Source organism: Pigmentiphaga sp. H8, from assembly GCF_003854895.1.
GTDB lineage: Bacteria > Pseudomonadota > Gammaproteobacteria > Burkholderiales > Burkholderiaceae_B > Pigmentiphaga.
This window is the reverse complement of the sequence record NZ_CP033966.1, coordinates 3,234,021-3,260,266: the sequence shown is the minus strand read 5'-3', so window position 1 is coordinate 3,260,266 and position 26,246 is coordinate 3,234,021. Positions and strand designations below refer to the sequence as shown.

Sequence of the window (26,246 nt, the reverse complement as noted above, 5' to 3'; positions counted from 1 at the left end):
TTAACCTATTTGCCGTTGTTTCCTTGTTTCCCTTTTCCCCGGCGAGGCCGCCGCCTCGGCTGTGCGGGCCGCTCGGAGTATTGCTTGGACGGGCTCATCGTTTCGCTGCTGAACGGCCTCAGTTATGGGCTGTTGCTTTTCATGCTTTCGTCCGGGTTGACGCTGATCTTCAGCATGATGGGCATCATCAACTTCGCCCATGCCAGTTTCTACATGCTGGGCGCCTATGCCGCCCATGCCGTGGCCGGTGCGCTGTCGCCGGCGCTGACGGCGGGCGCGGCATTCTGGGTGGCCCTATTCATCGCGCCCGTGCTGGTCGGGCTGGCGGGCGCCGTGGTCGAACGGTTCGCGCTGCGCCGCCTGCGCGGCCGGGGGCACGTGGCTGAACTGCTATTCACGTTCGCACTCGCCATGATCATCGCCGAACTGGTGCAACTGGCATGGGGCCGGTCCGCCGTGCCCTACCGCATGCCGGCGGCCTGGGGCGAGCCGCTTTTCAGCCTGGACGGGCATGCCTTTCCCATGCACCGCCTGGTGGTCGCGCTGGCGGCCGGCCTGATGCTGGCGGGGTTGTGGTGGGGCTTGACGCGTACGCGTACCGGCCTGATCGTGCGCGCGGCGCTCAGCCATCCGGCCATGGCGCAAGCGCTGGGGCATGACGTGCCTCGTGTGTTCATGCTGGTGTTCGGCGCCGGCTGTTTGCTGGCCGGGATGGCCGGCGCGATAGGAGGAAGCGTGTTCGTGACCGAACCGGGCATGGCCCAGGCGCTGGGGCCCATCGTCTTCGTCGTGACAGTGGTGGGCGGGCTGGGATCGCTGGCGGGGGCGTTCTGGGCCAGCCTGCTGATCGGATTGCTGCAAACCCTGGCGGTCGGATCCGCCTGGTCCCTGGCCGCGCCGGCATCCTGGCTGGGCGCGTCCGATGCGGCGCGGGCGCTGGCGGCCTGGCCCTTGTCGCGTGTCGCGCCGGTGCTGCCCTATCTGTTGATGGTGGCGGTGCTGGTCTGGCGGCCGCGCGGACTCATGGGCGTGCGCGAGACATGAGTCCGCGCGCGGATGGCAGGCGGTTCCTGGCCTGCGTGGCCCTGGGGTTGGCGGTGCTGGCGCTGGCGCCGCTGAGTTTCGATAGCGGCTTCCAGCTGGGCCTGATGTCGCAGATGTGCGCGATGGCGCTGTTCGCGCTGTCGTACAACCTGTTGCTGGGCCAGACGGGGATGCTGTCGTTCGGACATGCCGTCTACGCGGGACTGGGCGGATATGCCGTCATCCACCTCCTGCGCGGCATGGATGGCGGGCCGTTCGTCTTTCCCAGCGTGTTGCTGCCCGTGGCGGGCGGGGTGGCGGGGGCGGCCTTCGCCGCGTTGATCGGGTACCCGACCACGCGCCGGGGCGGGACGTCCTTCGCCATGATTTCGCTGGCGGTGGGCGAACTGATCCATGCCGCCGCCGGCATGCTGCCGGAATGGTTCGGCGGGGAGGGCGGGCTGGCGGCCGACCGCACGGCCGGTCCGGCGTTCGTCGCCGGTCTATGGCCGGGATGGAGTCTTGGGCCCGATCTCCATGTCTATTACCTGACCGCCGCCTGGACGGCTGCCTGCGCGCTCGCCATCCATGCGCTCGGCCGCACGCCGCTGCTCAAGCTTGCCAACGCCGTGCGCGACAATCCGCAGCGCGTGGCTTTCATCGGCTACGACCCGCACCGCGTCCGCTATCTGATGCTGACCTTGTCGGCGTTCTTCGCCGGCGTGGCGGGCGGGCTGATGGCGCTGAATCTGGAGATCGCCAGCGCCGACAGCATGGGCGCGTTGCGATCGGGCGCGGTGCTGCTGGCGGTGGTGGTGGGCGGCAGCGGCCTGTTCCTCGGGCCCGTGGCCGGCGCCGTCGTGGTGACGTTCTTCTCGGTTGAGCTGTCGCGCCATACCGGGGCCTGGCAGTTGTACCTGGGGCTCGCCTTTGCCGCCGTCGTGCTGGCTTTGCCCGGTGGATTGGCCGGGGGCATACGCGATGCGGCGCGGCGGGGGGCGCGAGGCGAATTGGCGCACTGGCTGCGCGCCAGGAAATGGACGATCGCCGGCGCGTTGAGCGGCATGTCGGGGCTGAGCCTGGCGATCGAGCTGGCCTATGGCCGCGTCCACGGCACGGGCGGGCAGGGGGTGGTCTCGTGGTTCGGGCTGGTGCTGGATCCGTCCGCGCCGCTGCCGTGGAGCGTGGCCGGCGTGCTGTCGGTGCTGGGCGCGGCCGGCCTGTTCCTGGGGCGGGTCCAGAGCCGGCTGGTGCCGTCGCCGGAGCAATGCGATGGGTGACGCACGGGACAAGGCCGGCATCGATGCCTTGACGCTGGAGGGCGTGGGCAAGCGCTACGGAGCGGCCCAGGTGCTGGACGACGTGAGCCTGCGTGTCGCGACGGGCGAGTTCCACGCCTTGATCGGTCCCAACGGAGCGGGCAAATCCAGCCTGTTCAACGTGATCTCGGGCCTGACTCCGCCCTCGGCGGGCAGGGTGCGCCTGCGGGGCCGCGACGTCACGGGGCTGCCGGCGCATCGCCTGGCCCGGTTGGGGTTGTCGCGCAGCTTCCAGGTGGCCAACGTGTTCGGCCGCATGTCGGTGTTCGACAACCTGCGCTGCGCCGCCATGCGCCGGGGCGGCCTGGGCTATCAATGGTGGTGTGCGCTGGATCGCGGGCGCGGCGTGGCGCAGCGGGCGCACCAGGTCATGGCGCAGCTCGACCTGGAGCGGCGCGCGCAGCTGCCTGCCGGCGAACTGAGCTATGCCGAGCAGCGCGCCCTGGAGCTGGGCATGGTGCTGGCGACCGACGCGCGCGTCGTCCTGCTGGACGAGCCGACGGCCGGCATGAGCCGGGCCGAGACGGCGCGCATGATGGAACTGATACGCGGCACCTGCCGGGGGAGGACGGTGCTGATCGTCGAGCATGACATGCAGGTCGTCTTCGGCCTGTCCGATCGCATTTCGGTCATGGTCCAGGGGCGGTTGATCGCCACGGGCGAACCGGAACACATCCGGGCGGATCCGGCGGTGCGCCAGGCCTACCTGGGCGGCGTCGTGCCGGAGCTCGAATGAACGGCCTGCTGGAACTGCGCGGCGTGCATGCCTGGTATGGCCGGGCCCATGTGCTGCAGGGCGTGGACCTGCACGTGGCGCCGGGCGAGATCGTCGCGCTGCTGGGCCGCAACGGCGCCGGCCGCTCCACCCTGGCCCGCGCCGTCATGGGGCTGGTCGAGCGCCGCGGCCGCATGCTCTGGCGCGGCCAGGACATAGGCCGACTGCGCACGTTCGAGATTGCGCGGATGGGCATCGGCTACGTGCCGGAGAGCCGGGACATCTTTCCCGGCATGACCGTCGAGCAGAATCTGGTGCTGGGGCAGAAGGCCGCCAGGGCGGGGCGCTGGGCGATCGCCGACGTCTATCGGCTTTTTCCGCCGCTGGGGCGGCGGGCCAACGTCCAGGCACAGCACCTGTCGGGCGGCGAGCAACAGATGCTGGCCCTGGGCCGTACGTTGATGGGCGATCCGGCCTTGATGCTCGTGGACGAACCGGCCGAGGGGCTGGCGCCGCTGGTGGTGGCGCAATTGGCGGCCTGCCTGGACGAACTGCGCCGCCAGGGCATGGCCATCCTGCTGATCGAACAGAAGCTGGACTTCGCCCTGGACATTGCCGATCGCGCGTATGTGCTGGGGCACGGCACCGTGGTGTTCGCCGGGACGCCGGCCGCCTTGCGCGCGGATGGGCCGGTCAGGCGCGAGTGGATCGAGTTCTAGCCGCTAGCCGCGCCACGACGGGGGCGAGGCGCCCAGCGGGCCAGCGGGCAGGTCCCAGGCCATGGGGGCGCCGGCAACGGTCAGCGGCGCCTGGACGCGCCGCGCCCGGCCCCAGGCGGTCATTTCCGATGGCATGGTGCAGTCGTTGCGGGTTTCGGGAGCGAGCGGCGCGGCGTTGGCGTCCGCCACCCCCTGCACCAGCAGGGCCGCCGTGCGTGCCAGCGATGCCCGGAACTCGCCGCCGCAGCCGGTGCGCACGCGCTCGGTCAGGCCGCGTATCGCCGCGGTGGCGAGCAGATAGCCCGTGGTGTGGTCCAGGGCCTGCACCGGCAGCGGGGTGGGCTTGTCCCGGCCCAGCTTGCGCATGCCGGTATCCGCGATGCCGCAGCTCATCTGCACCAGGCTGTCGAATCCGCGGCGTGTCTTCCAGGGGCCGGTCCATCCGTATGCGTCCAGCGAGACATCGATCAGCCTCGGATTGATGCGGCGCCGCTGTTCGGCGTCGAAACCCAGGGCGGCCAGCGCATCCGAACGGTAGCCATGCACCAGCACGTCGGCGTCGCGCAGCAACTGGCGGAACAAGCGCCGGCCTTCGGTGGAGCGAAGGTCGATGCGGCCGCAGCGTTTGCCCAGCGTCAGCTCGGGGGCGGCGACCGGTTCGTCCCAGGCCGGGGGATCCAGGCGCAGGACCTCGGCGCCGTAGCCCGCCAGGAAGCGCGTGGCCACCGGCCCCGCGATGATGCGGGTCAGGTCCAGCACGCGCACGCCCTGCAGCGGGCGTGCTGGCGTGCCCGTCCAGGCGGGCGCCTCGGCGGCGGATGCCGGCGTGCGCCACAGCAGCGGCTCGAGCGACACGGCGGCGCCCTGTGGGTGGGCCGCCCAGGCCTCCTGGGTACGCATTTGCGCGGCGCAGCCTTTCGCCTCGACGATGGCGTTTTCGAGATCCAGCGCGTTCCATGCCGCCACCGCTTGCGCCACGCTGCCGTGGTTGCCCTGGCAGCCGAGTACGCGCAGGATGGCGTCGCGGTGGTGCGGCGCGTTGGCGTGCAGCCGTATCCAGCCGTCGGCGGTCGCATAGTCGCCGGTGACGGGGTCGCGGGCCGGAGGCAGCTTCCAGCCCACCGGCCGCAGCGACGTGTCGAACCAGAACGAGGCCAGCCGCCGGTCGACCGCGATCGCGGGCAGGTGGCCGTGCCGTTGCCCGATCAGTTCGGCAACGGCCAGCCCCGCCGCGCCGACGGCGGCGGCCGCCAGGTCCGTGACCGGGAAGATGGACGGCAGGCTGCCCGCGCCGAGCCATGCGATGCCGGCGGGAAGCGTGGCGCTTCCCGCCGCGTTCCAGATGGCTTGCAGGTAGCCGTCGCAGACGCCCCCCGCGCCGCCGCCCTGGTCGCGCCGCATGTCACAGCACCTCGGCCGCGTAGTCGGCCAGCCGCGAGCGCTCGCCCCGCTGCAGGGTGACGTGGCCGGAATGCGGCCAGCCCTTGAAGCGGTCCACCACGTAGGTCAGGCCCGAACTGCCCTCGGTCAGGTAGGGCGTGTCGATCTGCGCGATGTTGCCCAGGCAGACCACCTTGGTGCCGGGGCCGGCGCGGGTGATCAGGGTCTTCATCTGCTTGGGCGTCAGGTTCTGCGCCTCGTCGATGATCAGGAACTTGTTCAGGAAAGTGCGGCCGCGCATGAAATTCAGCGATTTGACCTTCACCCGCGAGCGGATGAGATCCATGGTGGCGGCACGCCCCCAGTCCCCGCCATGGCCGCTTTCGCCGTCGCCCATGTTCAGCACGTCCAGGTTGTCTTCCAGCGCGCCCATCCAGGGCAGCATCTTTTCTTCCTCGGTGCCCGGCAGGAAGCCGATGTCCTCGCCCACGGGCACGGTGACCCGGGTCATGATGATCTCGGTGTAGCGCTTGGTCTCCAGCACCTGCGTCAGCCCCGCGGCCAGCGCCAGCAGCGTCTTGCCGGTACCCGCCTGGCCCAGCAGCGAGATGAAGTCGCAGTCCGGGTTCATCAGCAGGTTGAGCGCGAAGTTCTGCTCGCGGTTGCGCGCGGTGATGCCCCAGACGCTGTTCTTGCTGTGGGTGTATTCGCGCAGGGTCTGGAGCACGGCGGTCTTGCCGTTGACTTCCTTGACCTGCGCGTACAGCGGCATGCTGCCTTCGAAATAGACGAACTGGTTGACGGCGAACTGCGCGCACAGCGGCCCGGTGATGCGATAGAAGGTGCTGCCGCCTTGCTGCCAGGACTCCATGCCTTTGCTGTGCTTGTCCCAGAAGTCGTCGGGCAGTTGCAGCACGCCGGTGTAGAGCAGGTCGGAGTCTTCCAGGACCTGGTCGTTGAAGTAGTCCTCGGCCGGCAGCCCCAGGGCGCGCGCCTTGACGCGCATGTTGATGTCCTTGGACACCAGCACGACCTCGCGGTCGGGGTAGCGCTCCTGCAGCGCGCGCACCACGCCCAGGATCTGGTTGTCGGCCTTGCCGGCGGGCAGGCCCGACGGCAGCGAGGCCGACAGCAGGGTCGTCTGCAGGTACAGCCGGCCCATCGCGTCGCGGTTGCCGAGCTTGTCGAGCGGAATGCCGGCTTCCATGTCGCCGATGTCGCTGACCAGTTCGTCCAGCGAGCGGCTGACCTGGCGGGCGTTGCGCGCCACTTCGGACATGCCTTTCTTGTGGTTGTCCAGCTCTTCCAGCGTGATCATCGGCAGGAAGATGTCGTGTTCCTCGAAGCGGAACAGCGAGCTCGGGTCGTGCATCAGCACGTTCGTGTCCAGCACGAACAGCTTGGCGACCTCCGGTCCGGCCGATTTCGCCTTGCGCTTGGGCGTGGGCTTGGCCACGGCCTTGCCGGTGGCGGCGGGAGCCGGCGCGGGCGCGGGCTGCGGCGCACGCGCGACGATGGGCGCCCCGGCCTGCGGCGCGGGCGTCAGCAGGGTGCCTGCCTTGGATCTGGCGCTGGTCTTGCGGGCCGTCTTGGCCGGCGCGGCCTGGATACCTTCCAGCTGAGGCTGGACGTCGGGAATGTTGGTGGAGGAGGGCGGTCGGGGTTCGGCTTCGGCTTCGGTACGTTTGCCGCGGGCTGCGGGGCGCGCTGGTTCACCCGAGGGGAAGGACAGGATTGCTGCGGGCCGGGTGGGCATCTTGGGAAGCGGCATGAGCGCGGATCTCCTCAGTAGGGAAGCTCAACGATACTGCATCCTCCATTGCATATATCGTACGCCTGCCGGCGTACGACACATGCGCAGGAAGAAAGACGGACTCATTCAGGCCAGCCCGCGCACGGCGTCGAGCACGGCGTCGACGTGGCCGGGGACTTTCACGCCGCGCCACTCCTGGCGCAGCTTGCCCTGCGCGTCGATCAGGAAAGTGCTGCGCTCGATGCCGCGCACCTGCTTGCCATACATGTTCTTCATTTTCATGACACCGTACAGCTCGCACAGCGTTTCGTCCGGATCGGCCAGCAGCGGGAACGGGAAGCCCTGCTTTTCCTTGAACTTCTGGTGCGAGGCCAGCGTGTCGCGCGAGACGCCCAGGATCTCGGCGCCGGCGGCCTGGAAGTCGGCGTAGCGGTCGCGGAAGTTCTGGCCCTCGGTCGTGCAGCCGGGCGTGTTGTCGCGCGGATAGAAATACATGACGACGATGCGGCCCTTCAGGTCCTTCAGCGACAGGTCGCCGTCGGTGCCGGGAGCGGTGAAGGCGGGGGCGGCCCGCCCGATGGCAGTGCTCATGCGTGGGACTCCGGGAAATGGTGGGGAAGACGGAAAGGGCGGCGCATCATTCAGGCCGGGATCAGCGCGGCCACGACGCGGCGCCCCTCGGCCATCAGGATGTTGTAGGTGCGTGAAGCCGCCTGGGTGTCCATCATCTCGACGCCCACGCCGGCCTTCAGCAGCGGGCGCAGCAACGAGGGGGACAGGAAGCGCTGGCGGGCGCCGGTGCCGATCAGGACGACCTCGGGCAGGGAGGCCCCGCCCGGCTGCGCCACGCGTTCCATTGCCGTGGCATCGACGTCTTCGAAGGAGGAAACAGGCCAGGCGACGACATCGCCCTCGGGGCCGAACACGACGGCGTGCTCGAAACGGACGCGGTTGACTTCGACGTATCCGTTACCGTAGGCGGTCACGGTATTCAGCGCCGAGGCAGGATCGGAATGCAACTTCAAATGGTCGGCTCCGGAACGGCGGGAGGATAGGCAGACTATACGCCTGCCAGCGGTCGGGACGGATGCGCGAACGCCACAATTTCCGCCCGGCTGTGGTCCGCCCATTATAAATGCCCTCGCTCCCACGGGTTTTCCCTTCCGCTCCCCAGAGTCCGTTACACTGGAGGATTGCCAGCCCCAGCCGTGGCCGGCGATTCCCGCCCCTTGCGCAGCACACTGCCGCATCCCGCCTCCTCCGGTGGCGTCGACGCGGCGGGCCGGAGCGCGCCAAAGCCGGGGCGGGGAAGTTTTCGAAGAACCCTGTATTGCCCGGAAACACAATGGAACCCATCCGAGTAGGCCTCCTGGGCCTGGGCGTCGTAGGCGGCGGCACTTTCAAGGTCCTCGCCCGCAACGCCGAAGAAATCGCCCGCCGCGCCGGCCGCCACATCGTCGCGACCAAGGTATCGGCCCGCGATATCGCCAAGGCCAAGTCCCGCGTCGGCGAAGCCGCCGAAGTCGTCGCCGACCCGTTCCAGATCGTCCGCGATCCCGAGATCGACATCGTGGTCGAGCTGATCGGCGGCGACACCCTGGCCCGCGAACTCGTCCTGGAAGCCATTGCCCACGGCAAGCACGTCGTCACCGCCAACAAGGCCCTGCTGGCCAAGCACGGCAACGAGATCTTCGCCCGTGCCAGCGAACAGGGCGTCATGGTCGCCTTCGAGGCGGCCGTGGCCGGCGGCATCCCCATCATCAAGGCCATCCGCGAAGGCTTGTCGGCCAACCAGATCGACTGGGTGGCCGGCATCATCAACGGCACCACCAACTTCATCCTGACCGAGATGCGGGCCCGCGGCCTGCCGTTTTCGGAGGTGCTGGCCGAGGCGCAGCGCCTGGGCTATGCCGAGGCCGACCCGACCTTCGACATCGAAGGCGTGGACGCCGCGCACAAGCTCACGCTGCTGTCGTCCATCGCGTTCGGCGTGCCGATCCGCTTCGACAAGGCCCACATCGAGGGCATTTCCAGGCTGGCGCAGGAAGACATCCGCTACGCCGAGGAACTGGGCTACCGCATCAAGCTGCTGGGCATCACCAAGGCACGGCCCGAGGGCATCGAGCTGCGCGTGCACCCGACCCTGATCGCCGCCCAGCGCGTGATGGCCAACGTGGAAGGGGCGATGAACGCGGTCATGGTCAAGGGCGACGCCGTGGGCGCGACCCTGTACTACGGCCAGGGCGCGGGCGAAGAACCCACCGCCTCGGCGGTGGTCGCCGACCTGGTGGACGTGACGCGCCTGCACACGGCCGATCCCGAGCACCGGGTGCCGCACCTGGCCTTCCAGCCGGACGCCATCACCGACCGCCCCATGCTGTCGATCGAGGACATCACCACGTCCTACTACCTGCGGCTGGCGGCAACCGACCAGCCGGGCGTGCTGGCCGACATCACGCGCATCCTGGCCGACGCCTCGATCTCCATCGTGTCCATGATCCAGAAACCGCGCGAGGACGCTACCCAGGCGGACATCATCTTCCTGACGCACGAGGCGCTGGAGCGCAACGTCAACGCCGCCATCGCCCGCATCGAGGCACTGCCCACCGTGGTGTCGACGGTCACGCGCCTGCGCATCGAGAACCTCGCCTAGGACGCAGCATGAAATACCTTTCGACCCGCGGCGGCATGGCCCCGCAACCGTTCACCGACGTCCTGCTGGAAGGTCTGGCGCCCGACGGCGGCCTGGCGGTGCCCGAGTCCATTCCGCAGGTCACGCCCGAGCAGCTCCAGGCGTGGCGCTCGCTGTCGTACGCCGACCTGGCGTACGAAGTGCTCAAGCTGTTCATCACCGACATTCCCGAGCAGGACCTGCGCGAATTGACGCGCAAGACCTACCGCCCCGAGGTGTTCGGCGGCGAGGTCATCGTGCCGCTCAAGCCGCTCAAGCAGGGTGTCGCGCTGCTGGGCCTGTCCGAAGGGCCGACCCTGGCCTTCAAGGACATGGCCATGCAGTTCCTGGGCAACCTGTTCGAATACGTGCTGGCGCGCCGCGGCACCACGCTGAACATCCTGGGCGCCACCTCGGGCGACACCGGTTCGGCGGCCGAATACGCGATGCGCGGCAAGAAGGGCGTGGCGGTGTTCATGCTGTCGCCCGCCGGCCGCATGAGCGCCTTCCAGCGCGCGCAGATGTACTCGCTGCAGGATGCCAACATCCACAACCTGGCCGTGCACGGCGTGTTCGACGACTGCCAGGACATCGTCAAGGCGGTCAGCGGCGACCTGGCGTTCAAGACCGCGCATCGCATCGGCGCGGTCAACTCCATCAACTGGGCGCGCATCGCCGCCCAGGTGGTGTACTACTTCCATGGCTGGCGGCTGGCCACCGAAGGCGCGGCCGATCCCATGGCCCAGGTGTCGTTCGCGGTGCCCTCGGGCAACTTCGGCAACATCCTGGCCGGCCACGTCGCCCGCAGCATGGGCCTGCCCATCCGCCGCCTGGTGCTGGCCACCAACGAGAACAACGTGCTGGAAGAATTCTTCCGCACCGGCATCTATCGCCCGCGCGCCTCGAGCGAAACCTACGAGACCTCCAGCCCGTCCATGGACATCTCGAAGGCGTCCAACTTCGAGCGCTTCGTCTACGACCTGCTGGGCCGCGATCCCGCGCGCCTGAAGGCGCTGTGGGACGAACTGGCGGCGCAGGGTTCGTTCGACCTGTCGGCCTACAGGCCGCAGTTCGCGCAGTACGGCTTTGTCTCGGGCACCAGCTCGCATGCCGACCGGCTGGCCACCATCCGCCAGGTCCATGCCGAGACCGGCGTGGTCATCGATCCCCATACCGCCGACGGCGTCAAGGTGGCGCTGCCTTTCGTCGAACCGGGCATACCCATGCTGGTGCTGGAAACCGCGCTGCCGGTGAAGTTCTCGGCCACCATCGAGGAAGCCCTGGGGCAGCCGGCGCCGCGTCCGGCGGGATTCGAGAATATCGAGCAATTGCCGCAGCGCGTGCAGACCGTGAAGGGCGACGTGCAGACCATCAAGGACCTGATCGCCGCCCAGGCCGTCTGACGGCGGTGTCGAGTATGTGCGGCGCGCCGCGGGGCGGGCCGCGAAGGAGTCGAATGTGAAGCCTGGTTCGAACTTGCTTTCCCTGGACGAGGCCCTGGAGATCCTGCTGGCGGTCGAGCCGCTGGGGCGGGCCGCCGAACAGGTCGAGCTGGCGCGGGCCGCGGGCCGTATCCTGGCCGCGGACGTGACGGCATCGATCAACGTGCCGGCCGCCGACAATTCGGCCATGGACGGCTATGCGGTGCGCACGGCCGACGCCGCGATGTTCGGCGCGGGCATCCCGGTGTCGCAGCGCATTCCGGCGGGTTCCGTGCCGCAGCCGCTGGCCGCCGGAACGGCCGCGCGCATCTTCACCGGCGCGGAAATTCCCGAAGGCGCCGATGCCGTCGTGATGCAGGAAGAGGCCGAGGTCCGCGACGATCGCGTGGCGTTCGCCAAGCCGGTCGAAGCGGGCGCCTGGGTGCGCGCCAAGGGCTGCGACATCGAGGCCGGCAGCCGCATCCTGCGGGCCGGAGCACGCCTGCGGGCGCAGGACGTCGGCCTGGCCGCCTCGGTGGGCGTGCCCCGCCTGCCGGTGCAGCCCCGGCTGCGCGTGGCCACGCTGTCCACGGGCGACGAGCTGGTCGCGCCGGGCGAGCCGCTGCCGCCCGGCAAGATCTACAACTCCAACCGTTTTCTGCTGCAAGGCATGCTGGCGGCGCTGCCGGTCGAACATGCCGACCTGGGCGCGGTGCAGGACAGTTTCGAGGCGACGCGCGAGGCCTTGCGCGTCGCTGCCCGCGACAACGATCTGATCATCACCACCGGCGGGGTGTCGGTGGGCGAGGAAGACCACGTCAAGCCGGCGGTCGAGTCGCTGGGGCGGCTGGACATGTGGAGCCTTTCCATCAAACCCGGCAAGCCGCTGGCCTTCGGCCGCCTGCGCCGCGACGACGGTACCGAGGCGGTCTTCATCGGACTGCCCGGCAACCCCGTGTCGAGCTTCCTGACCTTCGGCCTGCTGGTCAAGCCGCTGCTGCTCAAGCTGGCCGGCGCCCACGCCACGCTGCCCTTGCGGACCGCCATGCGCGCCGATTTCGACTGGCCCAAGGCCGACCGCCGGCGCGAATTCCTGCGGGTGCGCCGCAACGAACAGGGCGGGCTCGACCTGTTCCCCAACCAGTTGTCGGCGGTGCTGACGTCGACGGTCTGGGGGGACGGCGTGATCGACAATCCGGGTGGACAGACGATCCGGAAAGGCGATACGGTGTCCTTCATCAGCTATGCCGAACTGCTGGGCTGAGCCATGAACGTCGACATCCTGTATTTCGCTTCGCTGCGCGAAGTCCTGGGCCGGGAAAAGGAAGCGGCCGAATTGCCCGAGACGGTGCGCACCGTGGGCGAACTGCGGCTGTGGCTGGCCGGGCGCGGCGGTGCCTGGGCCGCGGCGCTGGGGCCCGAGCGCGCCGTGCGCGCTGCGCGCAACCACACCATGGTGCAGGCCGCCGAGCCCTTGCAGGCCGGCGACGAGGTGGCGTTCTTCCCACCGGTTACGGGCGGTTGAGATGTCCATCAGCGTCCAGACCTCCGATTTCGATGCCGGCGCGGAAATCGCCGCGCTGCGGGCCGATCCCTCGGTGGGCGCGGTCGTCACCTTCGTTGGCACCGTGCGCGACATCAACGAAGGCGACAGCGTTTCGTCGCTCACGCTCGAGCACTATCCAGGCATGACCGAAAAGGCGCTGGCCGACATCGTCCGGCAGGCCCAGGAGCGCTGGACGCTGCATGCCGTGCGGGTCATTCACCGCGTCGGCACGCTGCGAGCGCTGGACCAGATCGTTTTCGTGGGCGTGGCGGGCCGGCATCGCGGCGCGTGCTTTGCCGCCTGCGAGTTCATCATGGACTACCTGAAGACGCAGGCCCCGTTCTGGAAGAAGGAAGCCACGGGCCAGGGCGACCGCTGGGTCGAGGCGCGCGACGCCGACGACGAGGCGGCCCGGCGTTGGGAAGCTGGCCAGGACTGACCCGTTTCGCGGCTCAGCGCTTGCCGGCCGTGTCGGCCAGCAGGCGACCCGCCTGGAGACCGCTGCGAACGGCGCCTTCCAGCGTGCCCGGATAGCCCGTATCCGTCCAATCCCCGCACAGCGCCAGCCGCGGCCAGGCCGTGGCGTTACCCGGGCGCGCCAGGTCAGGCACGGCGGCAAAGGTCGCGCGCTTGTCGATCAGCAGTTCCCAGTGTTCCACCGGCGGCAGGCCGCTTGCGCCCGTGCCCGCCAATTGTTCCCGCAATTGTTCGAGCAGGCCCGCCGCACAGGCGGCACGGTCCTGCCCCTCGAAGGCCGATGCCGCGCTGACCACTACCGCGAGTTCTCCGTGGGGCGCATCGTGGCCGAGCAGGGCGCCTCGATCGAACACCCACTGTCCCAGATGGCCGCGCGCGGGGTCTTCCGCCAGCATCAGCATCGGAAAAGCTAGCCGGAACGGCGCCGCGAGCCGCACCGTCAGCGTGGCGATGGGCAGGTGGCGAAAGGCGCGCAGCGCCCGCTGCACGGTGGCCATCTCCGGGTGCGGCGGCAACAGGCGTGCCGCGATGCCCGGCGGGACCGCCAGCACGGCCGCCGCATAGGGTTCGCCATCGACGCGGACCTGTTCGTCCTCCACGGCCAGTTCCCGGACCGCATGGCCCGGCCGCAGGTCGTGGCGGGCCGCGGCCGCGCGCGGCCACAGGCTGGACAGGTCGCAGCGCGGCAGCAACAGGTCGCTGTGGCGGCGCGGCGCATCCAGGCTGTCGCGCAGCACGGCGGCGAACAGGCGGGCGCAAGCCTGTTCCGGAGGGGTATTGAGCGCAGCCAGGCACAGCGGGCGCCATAGCCGGATGATGGCTTCCTCGGGCTGGTTCCAGGTAGCGAGCAGGCGCGCCACCGTGGGCGAGCCGCCTGTCTGCCCGGGCGTCGTGCTTTGGCCGGCCGCCAGCCACTGCTGGCGGCGCAGGCCCAGCACGAAGCGCAGCGCCGCCCAGCGCGCGCCGACGCTCAGGCCGCGTGCGCCCAGCAGCGCGGCCGCGCCGTGCAGCGGCGAGGGCAGTCCAGGGGCGCGCAGGGCGAAGCGCCCGTCGGCCGAGGCCAGCCGCAGCGGAGCGCGCAGCAGCAGTCTGTCGGGGGCCTGGCCGAGTTCGCGCATCAGCGCGAGGGTGTCGGTGTAGGCGCCCAGCAGCAGGTGCTGGCCATTGTCCAGCGGCGCGGCGAACGCGGTATCGCCGGCGCGGGAAGCGACGGTGCGTGCGCGGCCGCCCACCTCGCGGGCCGCCTCGTACACGGTGACCGCATAGCCGTGGCCTGCCAGGACATGCGCGGCCGCCAGGCCCGCCCACCCCGCGCCGACCACCGCCGCGCGCGGCGCGCCGTTCAGCGCCCGATCTGGAGCCACAGGGTCCGGCCGCCGGTTACGTAGGTCTTCCACGCCAGCCAGAACTTGCGCAGCGGCGTCAGAGAAATACGCTGGTGCAGCACCTGGTAGTCGGAGCGTTCGATTTCATCCAGCAGCGCGTAGTAGATGGCGGCCATCATCAGGCCGGGGCGCTGCGGGCGGCGGTCCTCGGTCGGCAGCAGCGCCAGCGCCTCGCGGTAGGCGCGCCGGGCCCGTTCGCACTGGAAGCGCATCAGGGCCGAGAAGTTGTCCGAATAGCGGCCGTTCAGGATGTCGGCCGCCTTGACGTCGAACTGCTGCAATTCGTTGACCGGCAGGTAGATGCGGCCCTTGCGGGCATCGTCGCCGACGTCGCGGATGATGTTGGTGAGCTGGAACGCCAGGCCCAGGCGATCGGCATAGGCCAGCGTCTGTGCGTCGGCGTAGCCGAAGATGCCCGCCGACAGCTCGCCCACGACGCCGGCCGCGCGGCGGCAGTAGCGCTGTAGCGCGGGATAGTCCAGGTAGCGCGTCTGGTCCAGGTCCATCTCCATGCCGTCCACGATCTCCAGCAGGCGGTCCCGCGTGATGCCGCAGGCGACCAGGTGGGGAGCGAGGGCCTGGGTGACTGGGTGCTCGGGCTTGCCGTCGAACAGGCGCTCGATCTCGGTCCGCCACCAGGCCAGCTTCAGGCGCGCGACCGAGGCGTCGCTCGCTTCGTCCACCGTGTCGTCCAACTGGCGGCACAGCGCGTACAGCGCGGTGATGGCGCGCCGGCGCTCGGGCGGCAGGAACAGGAAGCTGTAGTAGAAACTGGAGCCGCTCTGCGCGGCCTTCTCCTGGCAGTACTGGTCAGGCGTCATGATGGGGGAGGGGATGGGGGCATGGCCTGTGGCATGCGCAGCGCGCGCCAGGCAAGCGTCAGCCACTCGGTTTTCTTCAGTATCGGGCGGGCCCGGAAGACGTCGTACCCGCCGGTTTCGATGCGTTCCAGGATGCGCAGTCCGCCTTGGACGACCAGGCGCAGTTCCCAGCCGATGCGGCCCGGCAGGGCCCGCGTCAGCGGTGCCCCGGAGTGTAACAGCGCCCGGGCCCGCCCGACCTCGAAGGCCATCAGCGCGCGCCACGCCGGCGAGCAGTTGCCCGCCGCGATGTCGGCCTCGGCCACGCCGTGGCGCGCGAGGTCCTCCTGGGGAATATAGACTCGCTGCTTGCCCCAGTCCACGGCCACGTCCTGCCAGAAGTTGGTCAGTTGCAGCCCGGTGCAGATCGCGTCCGACCAGGCCAGGTTGCGCGGCGTGGCGGCGTCGTACAGGTGCAGCATCAGTTCGCCCACGGGATCGGCCGAGCCGTGGCAGTAGTCCCGCAAGGCCGCAAAATCCGCGTAGCGCTTGACGGTCACGTCCTGGGCGAAGGCCGACAGCAGGCGCCGGAAGGGGGCGAGCGGCAGGCGGTGCCGGGCGACGGTGGCGGCCAGCGGGACGAAGATCGCGGCCAGTTCGTCCGGCGCGGCCGCTTGCGCCCGCGGGGCATGCTCGATCCAGTCCAGCCCGGCACCGAAGCGCGCCAGCGCGGCCAGGCGTTCCTGGTCGGAGGCGTTCCCCTCGTCGGCGACGTCGTCGGCGGCGCGCGCGTAGCGGTAGATGTCCAGCACCGCCGTCCGCAGGCGCGGGGGCAGCAGCAGCGAAGCGACGGGGAAGTTTTCGTAGTGACCGGCGGACATGGCAAGACCTCGGAATTCCGGGGCCGATGATACCGGTTCGCCGCGACGGCGGCGTGGACAGGGATGTCCTGCGCGTCGCGCGCTCAAGGGCTACACTTTCCCTTTGCCATCCCGGCGCGCCGCGCCGGTCCTCTTTTGCGCCATGCCCCGTCCCATCTCCGCCCGCATTTCACGCCACGCGCTTTCCCACAACCTGGATGTCGTCCGCCGCCGGCTCGATGCCGCGCGCGGCCAAGACGGCCCGGCCAGGATCTGGGCCGTCATCAAGGCCAACGCCTATGGTCATGGCATCGAACGCGCCGTGGCCGGATTCGCGCGGGCCGATGGCCTGGCCATGCTGGACCTTGCCGAGGCCGTGCGCTGCCGCGAAGCCGGGTGGACCGGGCCCATCCTGCTCCTGGAAGGAATCTTCGAGGCCGCCGACCTGGACGCCGTCGGCCAGTACGGCCTGACTACGGCGGTGCACCATCCGGACCAGCTGGCTCTGCTGCGCCAGGCCCGGCTGCCGCGCGCCGTGGACGTCTTCCTCAAGCTCAACAGCGGCATGAACCGCCTGGGCTTCAGCCCGGACGCCTACGCCGGCGCGCATGCCGGGCTGGCGGCCCTGCAGGCGGCCGGCAGGCTGGGCCAGGTCGGCCACATGACCCATTTCTCCACGGCCGATACGGACGAGGGCATCGCCGCCCAGCTGGAGGTGTTCCGCCGGGCCACGGCGGGCCTGCCGGGGCCGGTCAGCCTCTGCAACTCGGCGGCCAGCCTGCGCTATCCGGAAGTGGCGGGCGATTGGGCGCGGCCCGGCATCGCGCTCTACGGCGCCACCCCCTTCGCCGACGAAAGCGCGGCCTCGCTGGGGCTCCTGCCGGCCATGGCGCTGAAGTCGCGGATCATCGGCACCCAGGCGCTCCGGGCCGGCGATGCCGTCGGCTACGGCGGCATGTACCGGGCCGAGGGCCCGATGCGCGTGGGGGTGGTGGCGTGCGGCTATGCCGACGGCTATCCGCGCCATGCCCCCACCGGCACGCCGGTGGTCGTGGCCGGGGTGCGCACCCGGCTGCTGGGGCGCGTCTCCATGGACATGCTGGCGGTCGACCTGGAGCCGGTGCCGCAGGCGCAGGCCGGCGCGCCGGTCACGCTGTGGGGCGATGAGGGATTGTCGGTGGACGACGTGGCCACGGCCGCCGGCACCATTGGCTACGAGCTGCTGTGTGCGGTCGCTCCGCGCGTGCCCATGCATTTCGAGGAGTGACCATGGCCAAGGCCAAGACCGTCTACGTCTGTACCGAGTGCGGCGGCACCGCGCCCAAATGGCAGGGCAAGTGCCCCCATTGCGGCGGCTGGAACACGCTGGAGGAAACCGTTGCGGCGGCCAGCACCGGCGCCGCGGCCGGGCACCGCTACGCGCCGCTGGCGGGCAGCACGCCGGTGCGCAAGCTGGCCGAGATCGAGGCGCGCGAGATGCCGCGCTTTCCCACCGGCATCGACGAATTCGACCGCGTGCTGGGCGGTGGCATGGTGGCCGGCGCGGTGGTGCTGATCGGCGGCGACCCAGGCATAGGCAAGTCGACGCTGCTGCTCCAGGCGCTGGCCTCGCTGTCGGCCAGCCGCCGGGTCCTGTACGTGACGGGCGAGGAGTCCGGCGACCAGGTCGCGCTGCGGGCGCGCCGGCTGGGGCTGGACACCGGCAACGTCGACCTGCTGGCCGAGATCCGCCTGGAAGCCATCCAGGCGGCGCTGGCGGAAACCACGCCGGAAGTGGCCGTGGTCGACTCCATCCAGACGCTGTATTCCGATCAGCTCAACTCGGCGCCCGGCTCGGTGGCCCAGGTGCGCGAGTGCGCGGCCCAGCTTACCCGCACGGCCAAGCAGACGGGCGTGACCATCGTCATGATCGGCCACGTGACCAAGGAAGGCGCGCTGGCGGGGCCTCGCGTGCTCGAGCACATCGTCGACACCGTGCTGTATTTCGAGGGCGACACCCATTCGTCCTTCCGGCTGGTGCGCGCATTCAAGAACCGTTTCGGCGCGGTCAACGAACTGGGCGTCTTCGCGATGACCGACCGCGGCCTGAAAGGGGTCGCCAATCCGTCCGCGCTGTTCCTGTCCCAGCACCAGCAGCAGGTGTCCGGCTCGTGCGTCATGGTCACGCAGGAAGGTACCCGGCCGCTGCTGGTCGAGATCCAGGCGCTGGTGGACTCGGCCAACGCGCCCAACCCGCGCCGCCTGTCGGTGGGGCTGGAGGGCAACCGGCTGGCCATGCTGCTGGCGGTGCTGCACCGGCACGCGGGCACGGCGGCCTTCGACCAGGACGTCTTCGTCAACGCCGTGGGCGGTGTCCGCATCACGGAACCCGCGGCCGATCTGCCGGTGCTGCTGGCCATCGTCTCCTCCATGCGCAACCGGCCCCTGCCGCGCGGCCTGGTGGCCTTCGGGGAAGTCGGCCTGGCCGGCGAAATCCGCCCGGCGCCGCGCGGCCAGGAGCGCCTGCGCGAGGCGGCCAAGCTGGGCTTCAGCGTGGCGCTGATTCCCAAGGCCAACGCCCCGCGCCAGCCCATCGAGGGCATGGAGGTCTGGGCCGTGGACCGGCTGGACGAGGCGCTGGACCGGCTGCGAGGCTAGGGCCTGTTCCCGCTGCCGGGTGGTATAACCTTCTATCCCCCTGCGCAACGTAGGGGGATTGAAACCGTTCGAATCGACCTCACATCCAAAGTATCCGGGCTCGGCGCCCCCACTTATTGGCGTGAAAAACAATGCGAATCGACCGACTCACCACCAAGTTCCAGCAGGCCCTGGCCGACGCCCAGAGCCTGGCTGCGCGCAACGACAACCCCTATATCGAACCCCTGCACGTCCTGGCGGCGCTGCTGGCCGACGCCGAGAGCGGCGCGGGCAGCCTGCTGGCCCGCGCCGGCGTGGCCGTCAGCAAGCTGACCCCCGAGGTCAACGCCGCCATCGGCCGCCTGTCGCAGGTCCAGGGCAGCGACGCCAACGTGCAGATCAGCCGCGATCTCCAGTCCTTGTTCAACAAGGTCGACAAGGAAGCGGCCAATCGCGGCGACACCTACATCGCCAGCGAGCTCTTCCTTCTGGCCCTGGCCGACGACAAGGGCGAGGCCGGCCGCCTGCTGCGCGAGGCCGGCCTGCAGCGCAAGGCGCTGGCGACCGCCATCGACGCCGTGCGCGGCGGCGCGCCGGTCGATTCGCAGGAAGGCGAAAGCAACCGCGAGTCCCTGAAGAAATACACCCTGGATCTGACCGAACGGGCCCGCCAGGGCAAGCTCGACCCGGTAATCGGCCGCGACGACGAGATCCGCCGCACGATCCAGATCCTGCAGCGCCGCACCAAGAACAACCCCGTGCTGATCGGCGAGCCCGGCGTGGGCAAGACGGCCATCGTCGAGGGCCTGGCCCAGCGCATCGTCAACGACGAGGTGCCCGAGTCCCTGAAGGGCAAGCGGGTGCTGTCGCTCGACATGGCGGGCCTGTTGGCCGGCGCCAAGTTCCGCGGCGAATTCGAGGAACGCCTGAAGGCCGTGCTGAAGGAGCTCGCGCAGGACGAGGGCCAGAACATCGTCTTCATCGACGAACTCCACACCATGGTCGGCGCCGGCAAGGCCGAGGGCGCCATGGATGCGGGCAACATGCTCAAGCCTGCGCTGGCGCGCGGCGAACTGCATTGCATAGGCGCGACCACGCTGGACGAGTACCGCAAGTACATCGAGAAGGACGCCGCGCTCGAGCGTCGCTTCCAGAAAGTGCTGGTGGGCGAACCGTCCGTGGAAGCCACCATCGCCATCCTGCGCGGCCTGCAGGAGCGCTATGAATTGCACCATGGCGTGGACATCACCGACCCGGCCATCGTCGCCGCGGCCGAGCTGTCCAACCGCTACATCACCGACCGCTTCCTGCCGGACAAGGCCATCGACCTCATCGACGAAGCCGCCGCGCGCATCCGCATGGAAATCGACTCCAAGCCGGAGGTCATGGACAAGCTCGACCGCCGCATGATCCAGCTCAAGATCGAGCGCGAGGCGGTCAAGAAGGAAACCGACGAGGCTTCCCAGCGCCGCCTGCAACTGCTCGAGGAAGAACTGGGCAAGCTCGAGCGCGAGTACAACGACTACGAGGAAGTCTGGAAGGCCGAGAAGGCCGCCGTCCAGGGCGCCCAGTCGATCAAGGAAGAGATCGAGAAGGTGCGCGCCGAGATGGGCGAGCTGCAGCGCAAGGGCCAGTTCGACAAGCTGGCCGAGCTGCAGTACGGCAAGCTGCCGGAGCTGGAGGCTCGCCTGAAGTCGGCGGAAGGCAACGAGAAGGCGGCCGAGGCGGAAAAACCCAAGCTGCTGCGCACGCAAGTGGGTGCCGAGGAAATCGCCGAGGTCGTCTCGCGCGCGACGGGCATCCCCGTCTCCAAGATGCTGCAGGGCGAACGCTCCAAGCTGCTACACATGGAAGAGAAGCTGCACGAGCGCGTGATCGGCCAGGACGAGGCCGTGCGGCTGGTGTCCGATGCCATCCGCCGTTCGCGTGCCGGCCTGTCCGATCCGCAGCGGCCCTATGGCTCGTTCCTGTTCCTGGGCCCGACCGGCGTGGGCAAGACCGAATTGACCAAGGCGCTGGCCGGGTTCCTGTTCGATGCCGACGACCACATGGTGCGCATCGACATGAGCGAGTTCATGGAGAAGCACTCGGTGGCCCGCCTGATCGGCGCGCCGCCGGGATACGTCGGCTATGAAGAGGGCGGCTACCTGACCGAGGCCGTGCGGCGCAAGCCGTACAGCGTGATCCTGCTCGACGAGGTCGAGAAGGCCCACCCGGACGTCTTCAACGTGCTGCTGCAGGTGCTGGACGACGGGCGGCTGACCGATGGACAGGGGCGCACGGTCGACTTCCGCAACACGGTCATCGTCATGACGTCCAACCTGGCGTCGCAACAGATCCAGGCCATGGCCGGACAGCAGTACGACGTGATCAAGGCCGTAGTGTGGGACGAGATCAAGCAGCACTTCCGTCCGGAGTTCCTGAACCGGATCGACGAGGTCGTGGTGTTCCACGGGCTGGATGCCAAGCACATCGAGTCCATCGCGCGGGTGCAACTGCAGCGCCTGGGCGAGCGGCTGGCGAAGATGGACATGCGGCTGGAGGTCTCGGACGAGGCCATCGCCCAGATCGCGCGTGCCGGTTTCGACCCTGTGTTCGGCGCGCGGCCGTTGAAGCGCGCGATCCAGCAGGAGATCGAGAACCCGGTGGCCAAGCTGATCCTGGAGGGCCGCTTCGGTCCCAAGGACGTGGTGCCCGTGGACTGGAGCGAAGGCCGCTTCGTCTTTACCCGCACCTTGCAGTAATCGCTTTACCCCGAGCGCCCCGCACCGGTTCGCCGGTGCGGCGCCCTGACATGCGGATACTTGATTTGCTATAGTTCTTGCTTCGAAGAAAGAAGCAAAAAACGCGGGAATAGCTCAGTTGGTAGAGCGCAACCTTGCCAAGGTTGAGGTCGCGAGTTCGAGACTCGTTTCCCGCTCCAGAATACTTGCCGGGGGGATGCCAGCTATCTCCCGGCGCCTGGCGTCATGTGCTGTGCTTCGCCAGCGGCAGCCACAACGAGAATGTCGTTCCCCGCGGCACGGTTTGCCAGTCGCAATGCGCCCCCAGCACCGATGCCCGGTTGCGCACATTGACCAGGCCCCGGCGGCCGGGCGGCTGGGCTTCGGGCGGGGGCGGCGAAAAAGGCTGTCCGTTGTCGCTCACGCGGACCTGGACGCCACGTTGACCCGTGCCGTTCGGTGCCAGCGCTTCGGCGGTCGCCATGGTGATCTCGGTGGCATCGCCGTGCTTGACGATGTTGGTCAATACTTCCTGCAGGATCCGCAGCACGTGCAAGGCGCTTTGCGCATCCAGCCACGGAAGGAGCGGCAGGTCGTTCATTTGCCAGCGCAACGCGATCCCCGCGCCGGCCAGGCGGGGACCCAGGCGAAAGCGCAGTGCGCCGAGCAGCGTCAGCAGGTCGGCATCGGAACTCTCCAGCGAGTCGATGGCGATCTTCAAGTCATCGATGCATTCCTTGAGCACCTGGGCGATGTTGACCGGTTCCCGGCCAAGCTCCACCAGGCGCAGCGCGCTCATCAACGACGACCCCACGCCGTCGTGCATCTCGCTCATCAGGCGCTGGCGCTCGGCCAGCAGCGTCTGCTCCCGTTCGGCGGTACGCAGGCGCTCGTGGGTCTGTACCAGTTCGCGCGCTTGCTCGGCCAGGCGCTCGGCCAGCATGGCGCGGGCGTGCGCGGCCAGATCCAGGGCGTGGGTATAGTGCGTGAACGCGAGCAGGAGGAACAGGGTAAGCAAGCCCAGGTTGACGTAGGGGGTCAGGTAAATGCCTTCGACGTCCAGGAGGTAGTTCTGCATGGCCATGTCATGCCAGCCCATCAGCAGCGACAGAGGCCCCCACGCCGCGACCAGGATATTGGTGCGGCTGCGCTGGTGCCAGGCATTGGCCGCCGCCGCGTAGATCTGTGCCAGTACCGGCGGCAGGATCGCAAAACGCTGTAGTGGCACCACGCCCGGATATTCGGTCCACCACGAAGGCAGCGTGACCAGCGCCGCAACGATCCAATACAGAACCAGGGCACGGCCCAGGCGCGGCCGTGGGCGGTGTTGCACCAGCCCCAGGAAGTGGAATCCGCAAACCGGAACGATCAGCATCGCGACCAGCGTCATCCACGAGAACCAGGCAAAGTCCATGCTTACGCCCTGGTCGTTCACCAGGAACAGCAGGCCGCCCACCGCCTGGCCCAGTGCCATGCAGAAGAACAGCGCAAAGGGCCTTGGGTCGCTGGAGGCTTCCCGCTCATCGCCGTGCCGCGGCCGGTGGGCGCGCAGCCATGCGGCCAGCCCCAGCGCGAACAGCCCCAGCACCAGGAAGGAGCCACGCCAGTAGGCCGGCAGTCCGGTCTGCAGGAAAGAACGCCAACGCCAAGCGGGCAACAACCCGGCCGCCGGACCGACCCAGACGGAAGACAGCGCGCCACCCACATTCTGCTGGCTGGCCATGCGCACGTACACCCATGCCTCTTGCCCGGGCTGCAACAGGCCATCCAGGTCTATCCAGAGCGGATGGTTGAAGTTGTTCCATGCCCGGTCGCCGCGCGACTGCCAGGCCAGCCGTCCGTTCACATAGACCGCCAGCGTCCCCGTCGCCTGCCAGCGTGGGGCATACAGCCGCATGTCCGGCCCGCTGGCTCCGGCGGAGGGAATGCGCATGCGATACCACACCACCTCGGCACGGTCCGCCGCCGGGGTGGCCCGTGGCAGCAGTACCCGCTTCCTGGCATGCGGCAAGGCGACTGTCTGCCAGGAGGCGTCGGTGGTTTTCAAGGCTGCATCGGCATCGTCCAGGTCGTCCAGGGAAGAGGGCTGCGTCCAGGCCGTGCTGGCGGATGACCAGATCTGCGCCTGGGTGATGTGGAGCGTCGCGGACCCGGCGCGGGCGACCGCGCAGGCGGCGATCAGAAGCAAGGCGGCCAGCAGCCGGCAGGCAAGTGCCTGGCGCCATGCGGTGGCCCGTGCTTCAGTCCGCACTCAGCCACCCCTGCCGCGTGCCCTCGCGGACCGCCTCGGCACGCGAATTCACCTGCAGTTTGGTGTAGATGCGCCGCACGAACGTCTGCACGGTATGCGGCGATACTCCCAGCGCGCCGGCTACTTCCTCGACCGTGTAGCCGCGAGCGATCAGGCGCAGGACCTCGGATTCGCGCGCCGACAGCGGTGTCGCGGCCAGGGGCGCGGGCGCGGCCGCCGGCGGCGTGGAACGCTGCATCAGGAGTTTCCTGGCGACCATGGGATTGATCGGGCTGCCGCCCGCATGCAGGCTGTGGATTTCTTCCACCAGTTCCTCGGCGCTCAAGTCCTTGAGTACATAGCCCATGGCCCCCGCCTCGATGGCGCGCAATACATGCGTCTCGTCGCCGAAGATGGTGCTGACCATGACCGCGCAATCGGGCCAGCGCCCGCGCGCGGCCGCGATCAGGTCCAGGCCCGAGCCGTCCGGCAGGCCCAGGTCCACCAGCAATACGTCTATCGGCTCGTCCGGCAGGCGCGCCAAGGCTGTGCGCAGATTGGCCGCCGCCCACGCCATGCGCAGCCGCGGAGCGGCTTCCACGGCATGCGCCAGCGCGTGCAGGCAGGCGGCATCGTCTTCCACCATCGCGACGTTGATGAGGTCCTCCGGCGTGGTGGGTGTTTCGCTGCGGGGAGGGAGATTTCTGGGGGGCATGACGTCGGCGGCAGGCGGCGCGGGTTCAGGTGATGCGGCTGGATAGCGGGCGCAGCGGAAGATTTTGCCCGCAAGCCCGCTGTCCCGTCATGTCAACAGATCTTGGGACATACAGCCGTTTACAAATTTCTTAAGCTGCGGATCTTCCGGCATTTTCGGCGTTCTGGCCATGCGCATGTCTCCACGTTCTTCGTTATCCCATGCCTGGCTGGCCGCGCTGCTAGGCTTGCCCGCGCTTCACGCCGGCGCCCAGACGCCACCCGATGCGGGCAGCCTGTTGCGCGAAATGGAGCGCAATCTGCGGGCGCCGAGCGGGTCGTCCGCGCCGCAGGCCGTGCCCGCGGCCCGACCCATGCCGGAGGATGCCAAGTCTACCCGCATTACCGTGCGGCGCATCGTGCTCGAAGGCGCGAGCCTCGTGCCGGAAAGCGAACTGCAGGCCCTTGTCGCTCCGCTGGCCGGCCAGTCCCTGACCTTCGCGCAACTCGAACATGCGGCTCAGCGCATCGCGGAGGACTATCGCCGGCGCGGCTGGTATGCGCGCGTCTACCTGCCCCAGCAGGACGTGACCGACGGCACCGTGCGCATCCGCGTGCTGGAGGGCAGGTATGGCGGGGCCAATGTGGATGCAGGGGAGCGCCGCGCCAATGCGGCCAGCGTGCAGTCCACCGTTACCCACCGCCTGCGGCCCGGCCGGCCGCTGTCGGCCGCCGATCTGGAGCGCGGCCTGCTGCTGGCCAACGATCTTCCCGGTGTCCATGCCGAGGGGGTCCTGCAGCCAGGCGATGACCAGGGAGAAACCCGGCTGGCGCTGGCGGTGCAGGATACGGCCTTCGTGACGGGCGACGCGGGCGTGAACAACTACGGTCTCAAGTCCACGGGGGTGCCCCAGGCGGTGGGCGGCGTGGCGCTCAACAACCTGACCGGCGGCGGCGACCAACTGGCCCTGCGCCTGCTGGCGGCCCGCGACATCCACAGCGCCGTCGCGCGCTACAGCCTGCCTCTGGGCCACGACGGCCTGCGTCTGTCCCTCCAGGCCTCCACGCTGGACTACGAACTGGGCGGCGATTACCGGTCGCTCGAGGCCAAGGGCAAGGCCCATACCGGCGGCTTCACGTTCAGCTATCCGTTGATCCGCCAGGTCGACCGCAACCTCACGCTCAGCGCCGGCTATGAGCACCGCCGCTACGACGACGACATGCTGGGAGAGGCGCTGCACCGCCAACGCGTCAACGCCATCACGCTGGGGCTGGGCGGCGATGTGCGCGATGGCCTGGGCGGCGGCGCCGTCAACTGGGGCGCTGCCCAACTGACCCAGGGCAACCTGAACCTGGACGGTGTCGCCGGCGATGCGGCCCAGGATGCCGTCAGCGCCCGCAGCAGTGGCCGCTACACCAAGCTTGCCTGGAACATGACCCGGCTGCAAAACCTGGGCGCGGGCTGGCAGGTGCAGCTCAGCTTCAGCGGCCAGCTCGCCAGCGGCAACCTGGCAAGCTCCGAACGCATGACGCTGGGCGGTCCCTCGCAGGTGCGCGCCTATCCCGTCAACGAGGCCAGCGGCGACCAGGGCATGCTCCTCAAGCTCGAACTGCAGCGCGAACTGGGATACGGCTGGCAGGCCGTCGCTTTCTACGATACCGGCCGCATCCAGCAACACAAATCGGCCTGGGACGGCTGGAATGCCTCCAGCGGCCAGCCCAACCGCTACAGCCTGAGCGGCGCGGGCCTGGGCCTGAACTGGCGTGCCCGGCAGTGGGTGATGAGCGCCAGCGTCGCCGTTCCCGTGGGGCACAACCGGGGGGCCAGCGCAAACGGCCGCAACAGCGACGGCAGCCGGGCCAGCAGCGCGCGCGGGTGGGTCAGCCTGGCGTGGCTGTTCTAAGAACGTATTCA

22 protein-coding genes and 1 tRNA gene are annotated in these 26,246 nt (G+C 69.3%); 14 read left to right on the top strand and 9 right to left on the bottom strand.

Translation table 11 applies throughout. The features are described from left to right. The first annotated feature begins 84 nt into the window (after nt 1-84). From EGT29_RS15435 to EGT29_RS15420, 4 genes are read left to right on the top strand one after another with little or no spacing between them, the layout of a single operon-like run. On the top strand, nt 85-1,044 hold the full coding sequence (locus tag EGT29_RS15435) for a branched-chain amino acid ABC transporter permease (protein ID WP_124689816.1): 960 nt from the start codon (nt 85-87) through the stop codon (nt 1,042-1,044). Then, complete coding sequence (locus tag EGT29_RS15430; protein ID WP_124689815.1) at nt 1,041-2,303, top strand: branched-chain amino acid ABC transporter permease; 1,263 nt, start codon at nt 1,041-1,043, stop codon at nt 2,301-2,303. The genes EGT29_RS15435 and EGT29_RS15430 overlap by 4 nt, the downstream gene beginning before the upstream one ends. Next, the gene (locus EGT29_RS15425; RefSeq protein ID WP_124689814.1) at nt 2,296-3,078 is read left to right on the top strand and encodes an ABC transporter ATP-binding protein; all 783 of its coding nucleotides are present in this window, start codon (nt 2,296-2,298) and stop codon (nt 3,076-3,078) included. The genes EGT29_RS15430 and EGT29_RS15425 overlap by 8 nt, the downstream gene beginning before the upstream one ends. Beyond that, nucleotides 3,075-3,776 carry an ABC transporter ATP-binding protein gene (locus tag EGT29_RS15420; RefSeq protein ID WP_124689813.1) on the top strand — a complete coding sequence of 234 codons (702 nt, stop codon included), beginning with the start codon at nt 3,075-3,077 and terminating at the stop codon, nt 3,774-3,776. Before EGT29_RS15425 ends, EGT29_RS15420 begins: the two co-directional genes overlap by 4 nt. A 3-nt stretch (nt 3,777-3,779) precedes the next feature. Here EGT29_RS15420 and EGT29_RS15415 read toward each other — a convergent pair whose 3' ends face one another. The 4 genes from EGT29_RS15415 to EGT29_RS15400 all read right to left on the bottom strand — a co-directional run bounded on the left by EGT29_RS15415 (nt 3,780) and on the right by EGT29_RS15400 (nt 7,934). Beyond that, entirely contained in the window at nt 3,780-5,177 is a 1,398-nt protein-coding gene (locus EGT29_RS15415; RefSeq protein WP_124689812.1) for a CoA transferase, read from the bottom strand. A 1-nt stretch (nt 5,178) separates the two neighbouring features. Further along, complete coding sequence (locus EGT29_RS15410) at nt 5,179-6,927, bottom strand: PhoH family protein (RefSeq protein ID WP_124689811.1); 1,749 nt, start codon at nt 6,925-6,927, stop codon at nt 5,179-5,181. 108 nt (nt 6,928-7,035) lie between these two features. Continuing rightward, nucleotides 7,036-7,500: a peroxiredoxin gene (locus EGT29_RS15405; protein ID WP_124689810.1), complete on the bottom strand. Its 465-nt coding sequence runs from the start codon at nt 7,498-7,500 to the stop codon at nt 7,036-7,038. Nucleotides 7,501-7,550: 50 nt separating this feature from the next. After that, nucleotides 7,551-7,934 carry an Mth938-like domain-containing protein gene (locus EGT29_RS15400; protein WP_124689809.1) on the bottom strand — a complete coding sequence of 128 codons (384 nt, stop codon included), beginning with the start codon at nt 7,932-7,934 and terminating at the stop codon, nt 7,551-7,553. 320 nt (nt 7,935-8,254) lie between these two features. Here EGT29_RS15400 and EGT29_RS15395 point away from each other — a divergent pair, with 320 nt between their 5' ends. The 5 genes from EGT29_RS15395 to moaE are packed head-to-tail and all read left to right on the top strand — an operon-like array spanning nt 8,255 to nt 12,986. Continuing rightward, on the top strand, nt 8,255-9,562 hold the full coding sequence (locus tag EGT29_RS15395) for a homoserine dehydrogenase (RefSeq protein WP_124689808.1): 1,308 nt from the start codon (nt 8,255-8,257) through the stop codon (nt 9,560-9,562). An 8-nt stretch (nt 9,563-9,570) separates the two neighbouring features. Beyond that, nucleotides 9,571-10,983, top strand: a complete 1,413-nt coding sequence (thrC, locus tag EGT29_RS15390; protein WP_124689807.1) for a threonine synthase — start codon at nt 9,571-9,573, stop codon at nt 10,981-10,983. A gap of 55 nt (nt 10,984-11,038) precedes the next feature. After that, nucleotides 11,039-12,265: a gephyrin-like molybdotransferase Glp gene (gene glp, locus EGT29_RS15385; RefSeq protein WP_238160004.1), complete on the top strand. Its 1,227-nt coding sequence runs from the start codon at nt 11,039-11,041 to the stop codon at nt 12,263-12,265. Between the two features lie 3 nt (nt 12,266-12,268). Further along, nucleotides 12,269-12,526 carry a molybdopterin converting factor subunit 1 gene (gene moaD, locus EGT29_RS15380; RefSeq protein WP_124689806.1) on the top strand — a complete coding sequence of 86 codons (258 nt, stop codon included), beginning with the start codon at nt 12,269-12,271 and terminating at the stop codon, nt 12,524-12,526. Between the two features lies 1 nt (nt 12,527). Continuing rightward, nucleotides 12,528-12,986, top strand: a complete 459-nt coding sequence (moaE, locus tag EGT29_RS15375) for a molybdopterin synthase catalytic subunit MoaE (RefSeq protein ID WP_124689805.1) — start codon at nt 12,528-12,530, stop codon at nt 12,984-12,986. 13 nt (nt 12,987-12,999) lie between these two features. Here moaE and hpnE read toward each other — a convergent pair whose 3' ends face one another. The 3 genes from hpnE to hpnC are packed head-to-tail and all read right to left on the bottom strand — an operon-like array spanning nt 13,000 to nt 16,090. Continuing rightward, a complete protein-coding gene (gene hpnE, locus EGT29_RS15370) occupies nt 13,000-14,388 on the bottom strand; it encodes a hydroxysqualene dehydroxylase HpnE (RefSeq protein WP_238160002.1) in 1,389 nt (462 codons plus the stop codon). Beyond that, nucleotides 14,367-15,230 carry a presqualene diphosphate synthase HpnD gene (gene hpnD / locus EGT29_RS15365; protein WP_124692376.1) on the bottom strand — a complete coding sequence of 288 codons (864 nt, stop codon included), beginning with the start codon at nt 15,228-15,230 and terminating at the stop codon, nt 14,367-14,369. Before hpnD ends, hpnE begins: the two co-directional genes overlap by 22 nt. After that, the gene (gene hpnC, locus EGT29_RS15360) at nt 15,227-16,090 is read right to left on the bottom strand and encodes a squalene synthase HpnC (protein ID WP_124689804.1); all 864 of its coding nucleotides are present in this window, start codon (nt 16,088-16,090) and stop codon (nt 15,227-15,229) included. Before hpnC ends, hpnD begins: the two co-directional genes overlap by 4 nt. Before the next feature lie 142 nt (nt 16,091-16,232). On the opposite strand from hpnC, the gene alr reads away from it, so the two are divergent. The 4 genes from alr to EGT29_RS15340 all read left to right on the top strand — a co-directional run bounded on the left by alr (nt 16,233) and on the right by EGT29_RS15340 (nt 21,608). Then, nucleotides 16,233-17,336 (top strand): alanine racemase, encoded by a 1,104-nt coding sequence (gene alr / locus EGT29_RS15355; RefSeq protein WP_124689803.1) that lies wholly within the window; start codon nt 16,233-16,235, stop codon nt 17,334-17,336. Between the two features lie 2 nt (nt 17,337-17,338). Continuing rightward, nucleotides 17,339-18,706, top strand: a complete 1,368-nt coding sequence (gene radA / locus EGT29_RS15350) for a DNA repair protein RadA (protein ID WP_124689802.1) — start codon at nt 17,339-17,341, stop codon at nt 18,704-18,706. A gap of 131 nt (nt 18,707-18,837) precedes the next feature. Next, complete coding sequence (gene clpB, locus EGT29_RS15345) at nt 18,838-21,429, top strand: ATP-dependent chaperone ClpB (protein WP_124689801.1); 2,592 nt, start codon at nt 18,838-18,840, stop codon at nt 21,427-21,429. A gap of 103 nt (nt 21,430-21,532) precedes the next feature. Next, nucleotides 21,533-21,608, top strand: a tRNA-Gly gene (locus tag EGT29_RS15340). 44 nt (nt 21,609-21,652) lie between these two features. Here EGT29_RS15340 and EGT29_RS15335 read toward each other — a convergent pair. Further along, nucleotides 21,653-23,659 carry an ATP-binding protein gene (locus EGT29_RS15335; RefSeq protein ID WP_238160000.1) on the bottom strand — a complete coding sequence of 669 codons (2,007 nt, stop codon included), beginning with the start codon at nt 23,657-23,659 and terminating at the stop codon, nt 21,653-21,655. After that, nucleotides 23,649-24,353, bottom strand: a complete 705-nt coding sequence (locus tag EGT29_RS15330) for a response regulator transcription factor (protein ID WP_124689800.1) — start codon at nt 24,351-24,353, stop codon at nt 23,649-23,651. Before EGT29_RS15330 ends, EGT29_RS15335 begins: the two co-directional genes overlap by 11 nt. Nucleotides 24,354-24,528: 175 nt before the next feature. On the opposite strand from EGT29_RS15330, the gene EGT29_RS15325 reads away from it, so the two are divergent. Next, nucleotides 24,529-26,235, top strand: coding sequence for a ShlB/FhaC/HecB family hemolysin secretion/activation protein (locus EGT29_RS15325; protein WP_161567827.1), 1,707 nt, complete (start codon nt 24,529-24,531; stop codon nt 26,233-26,235). Nucleotides 26,236-26,246 lie beyond the last annotated feature (11 nt).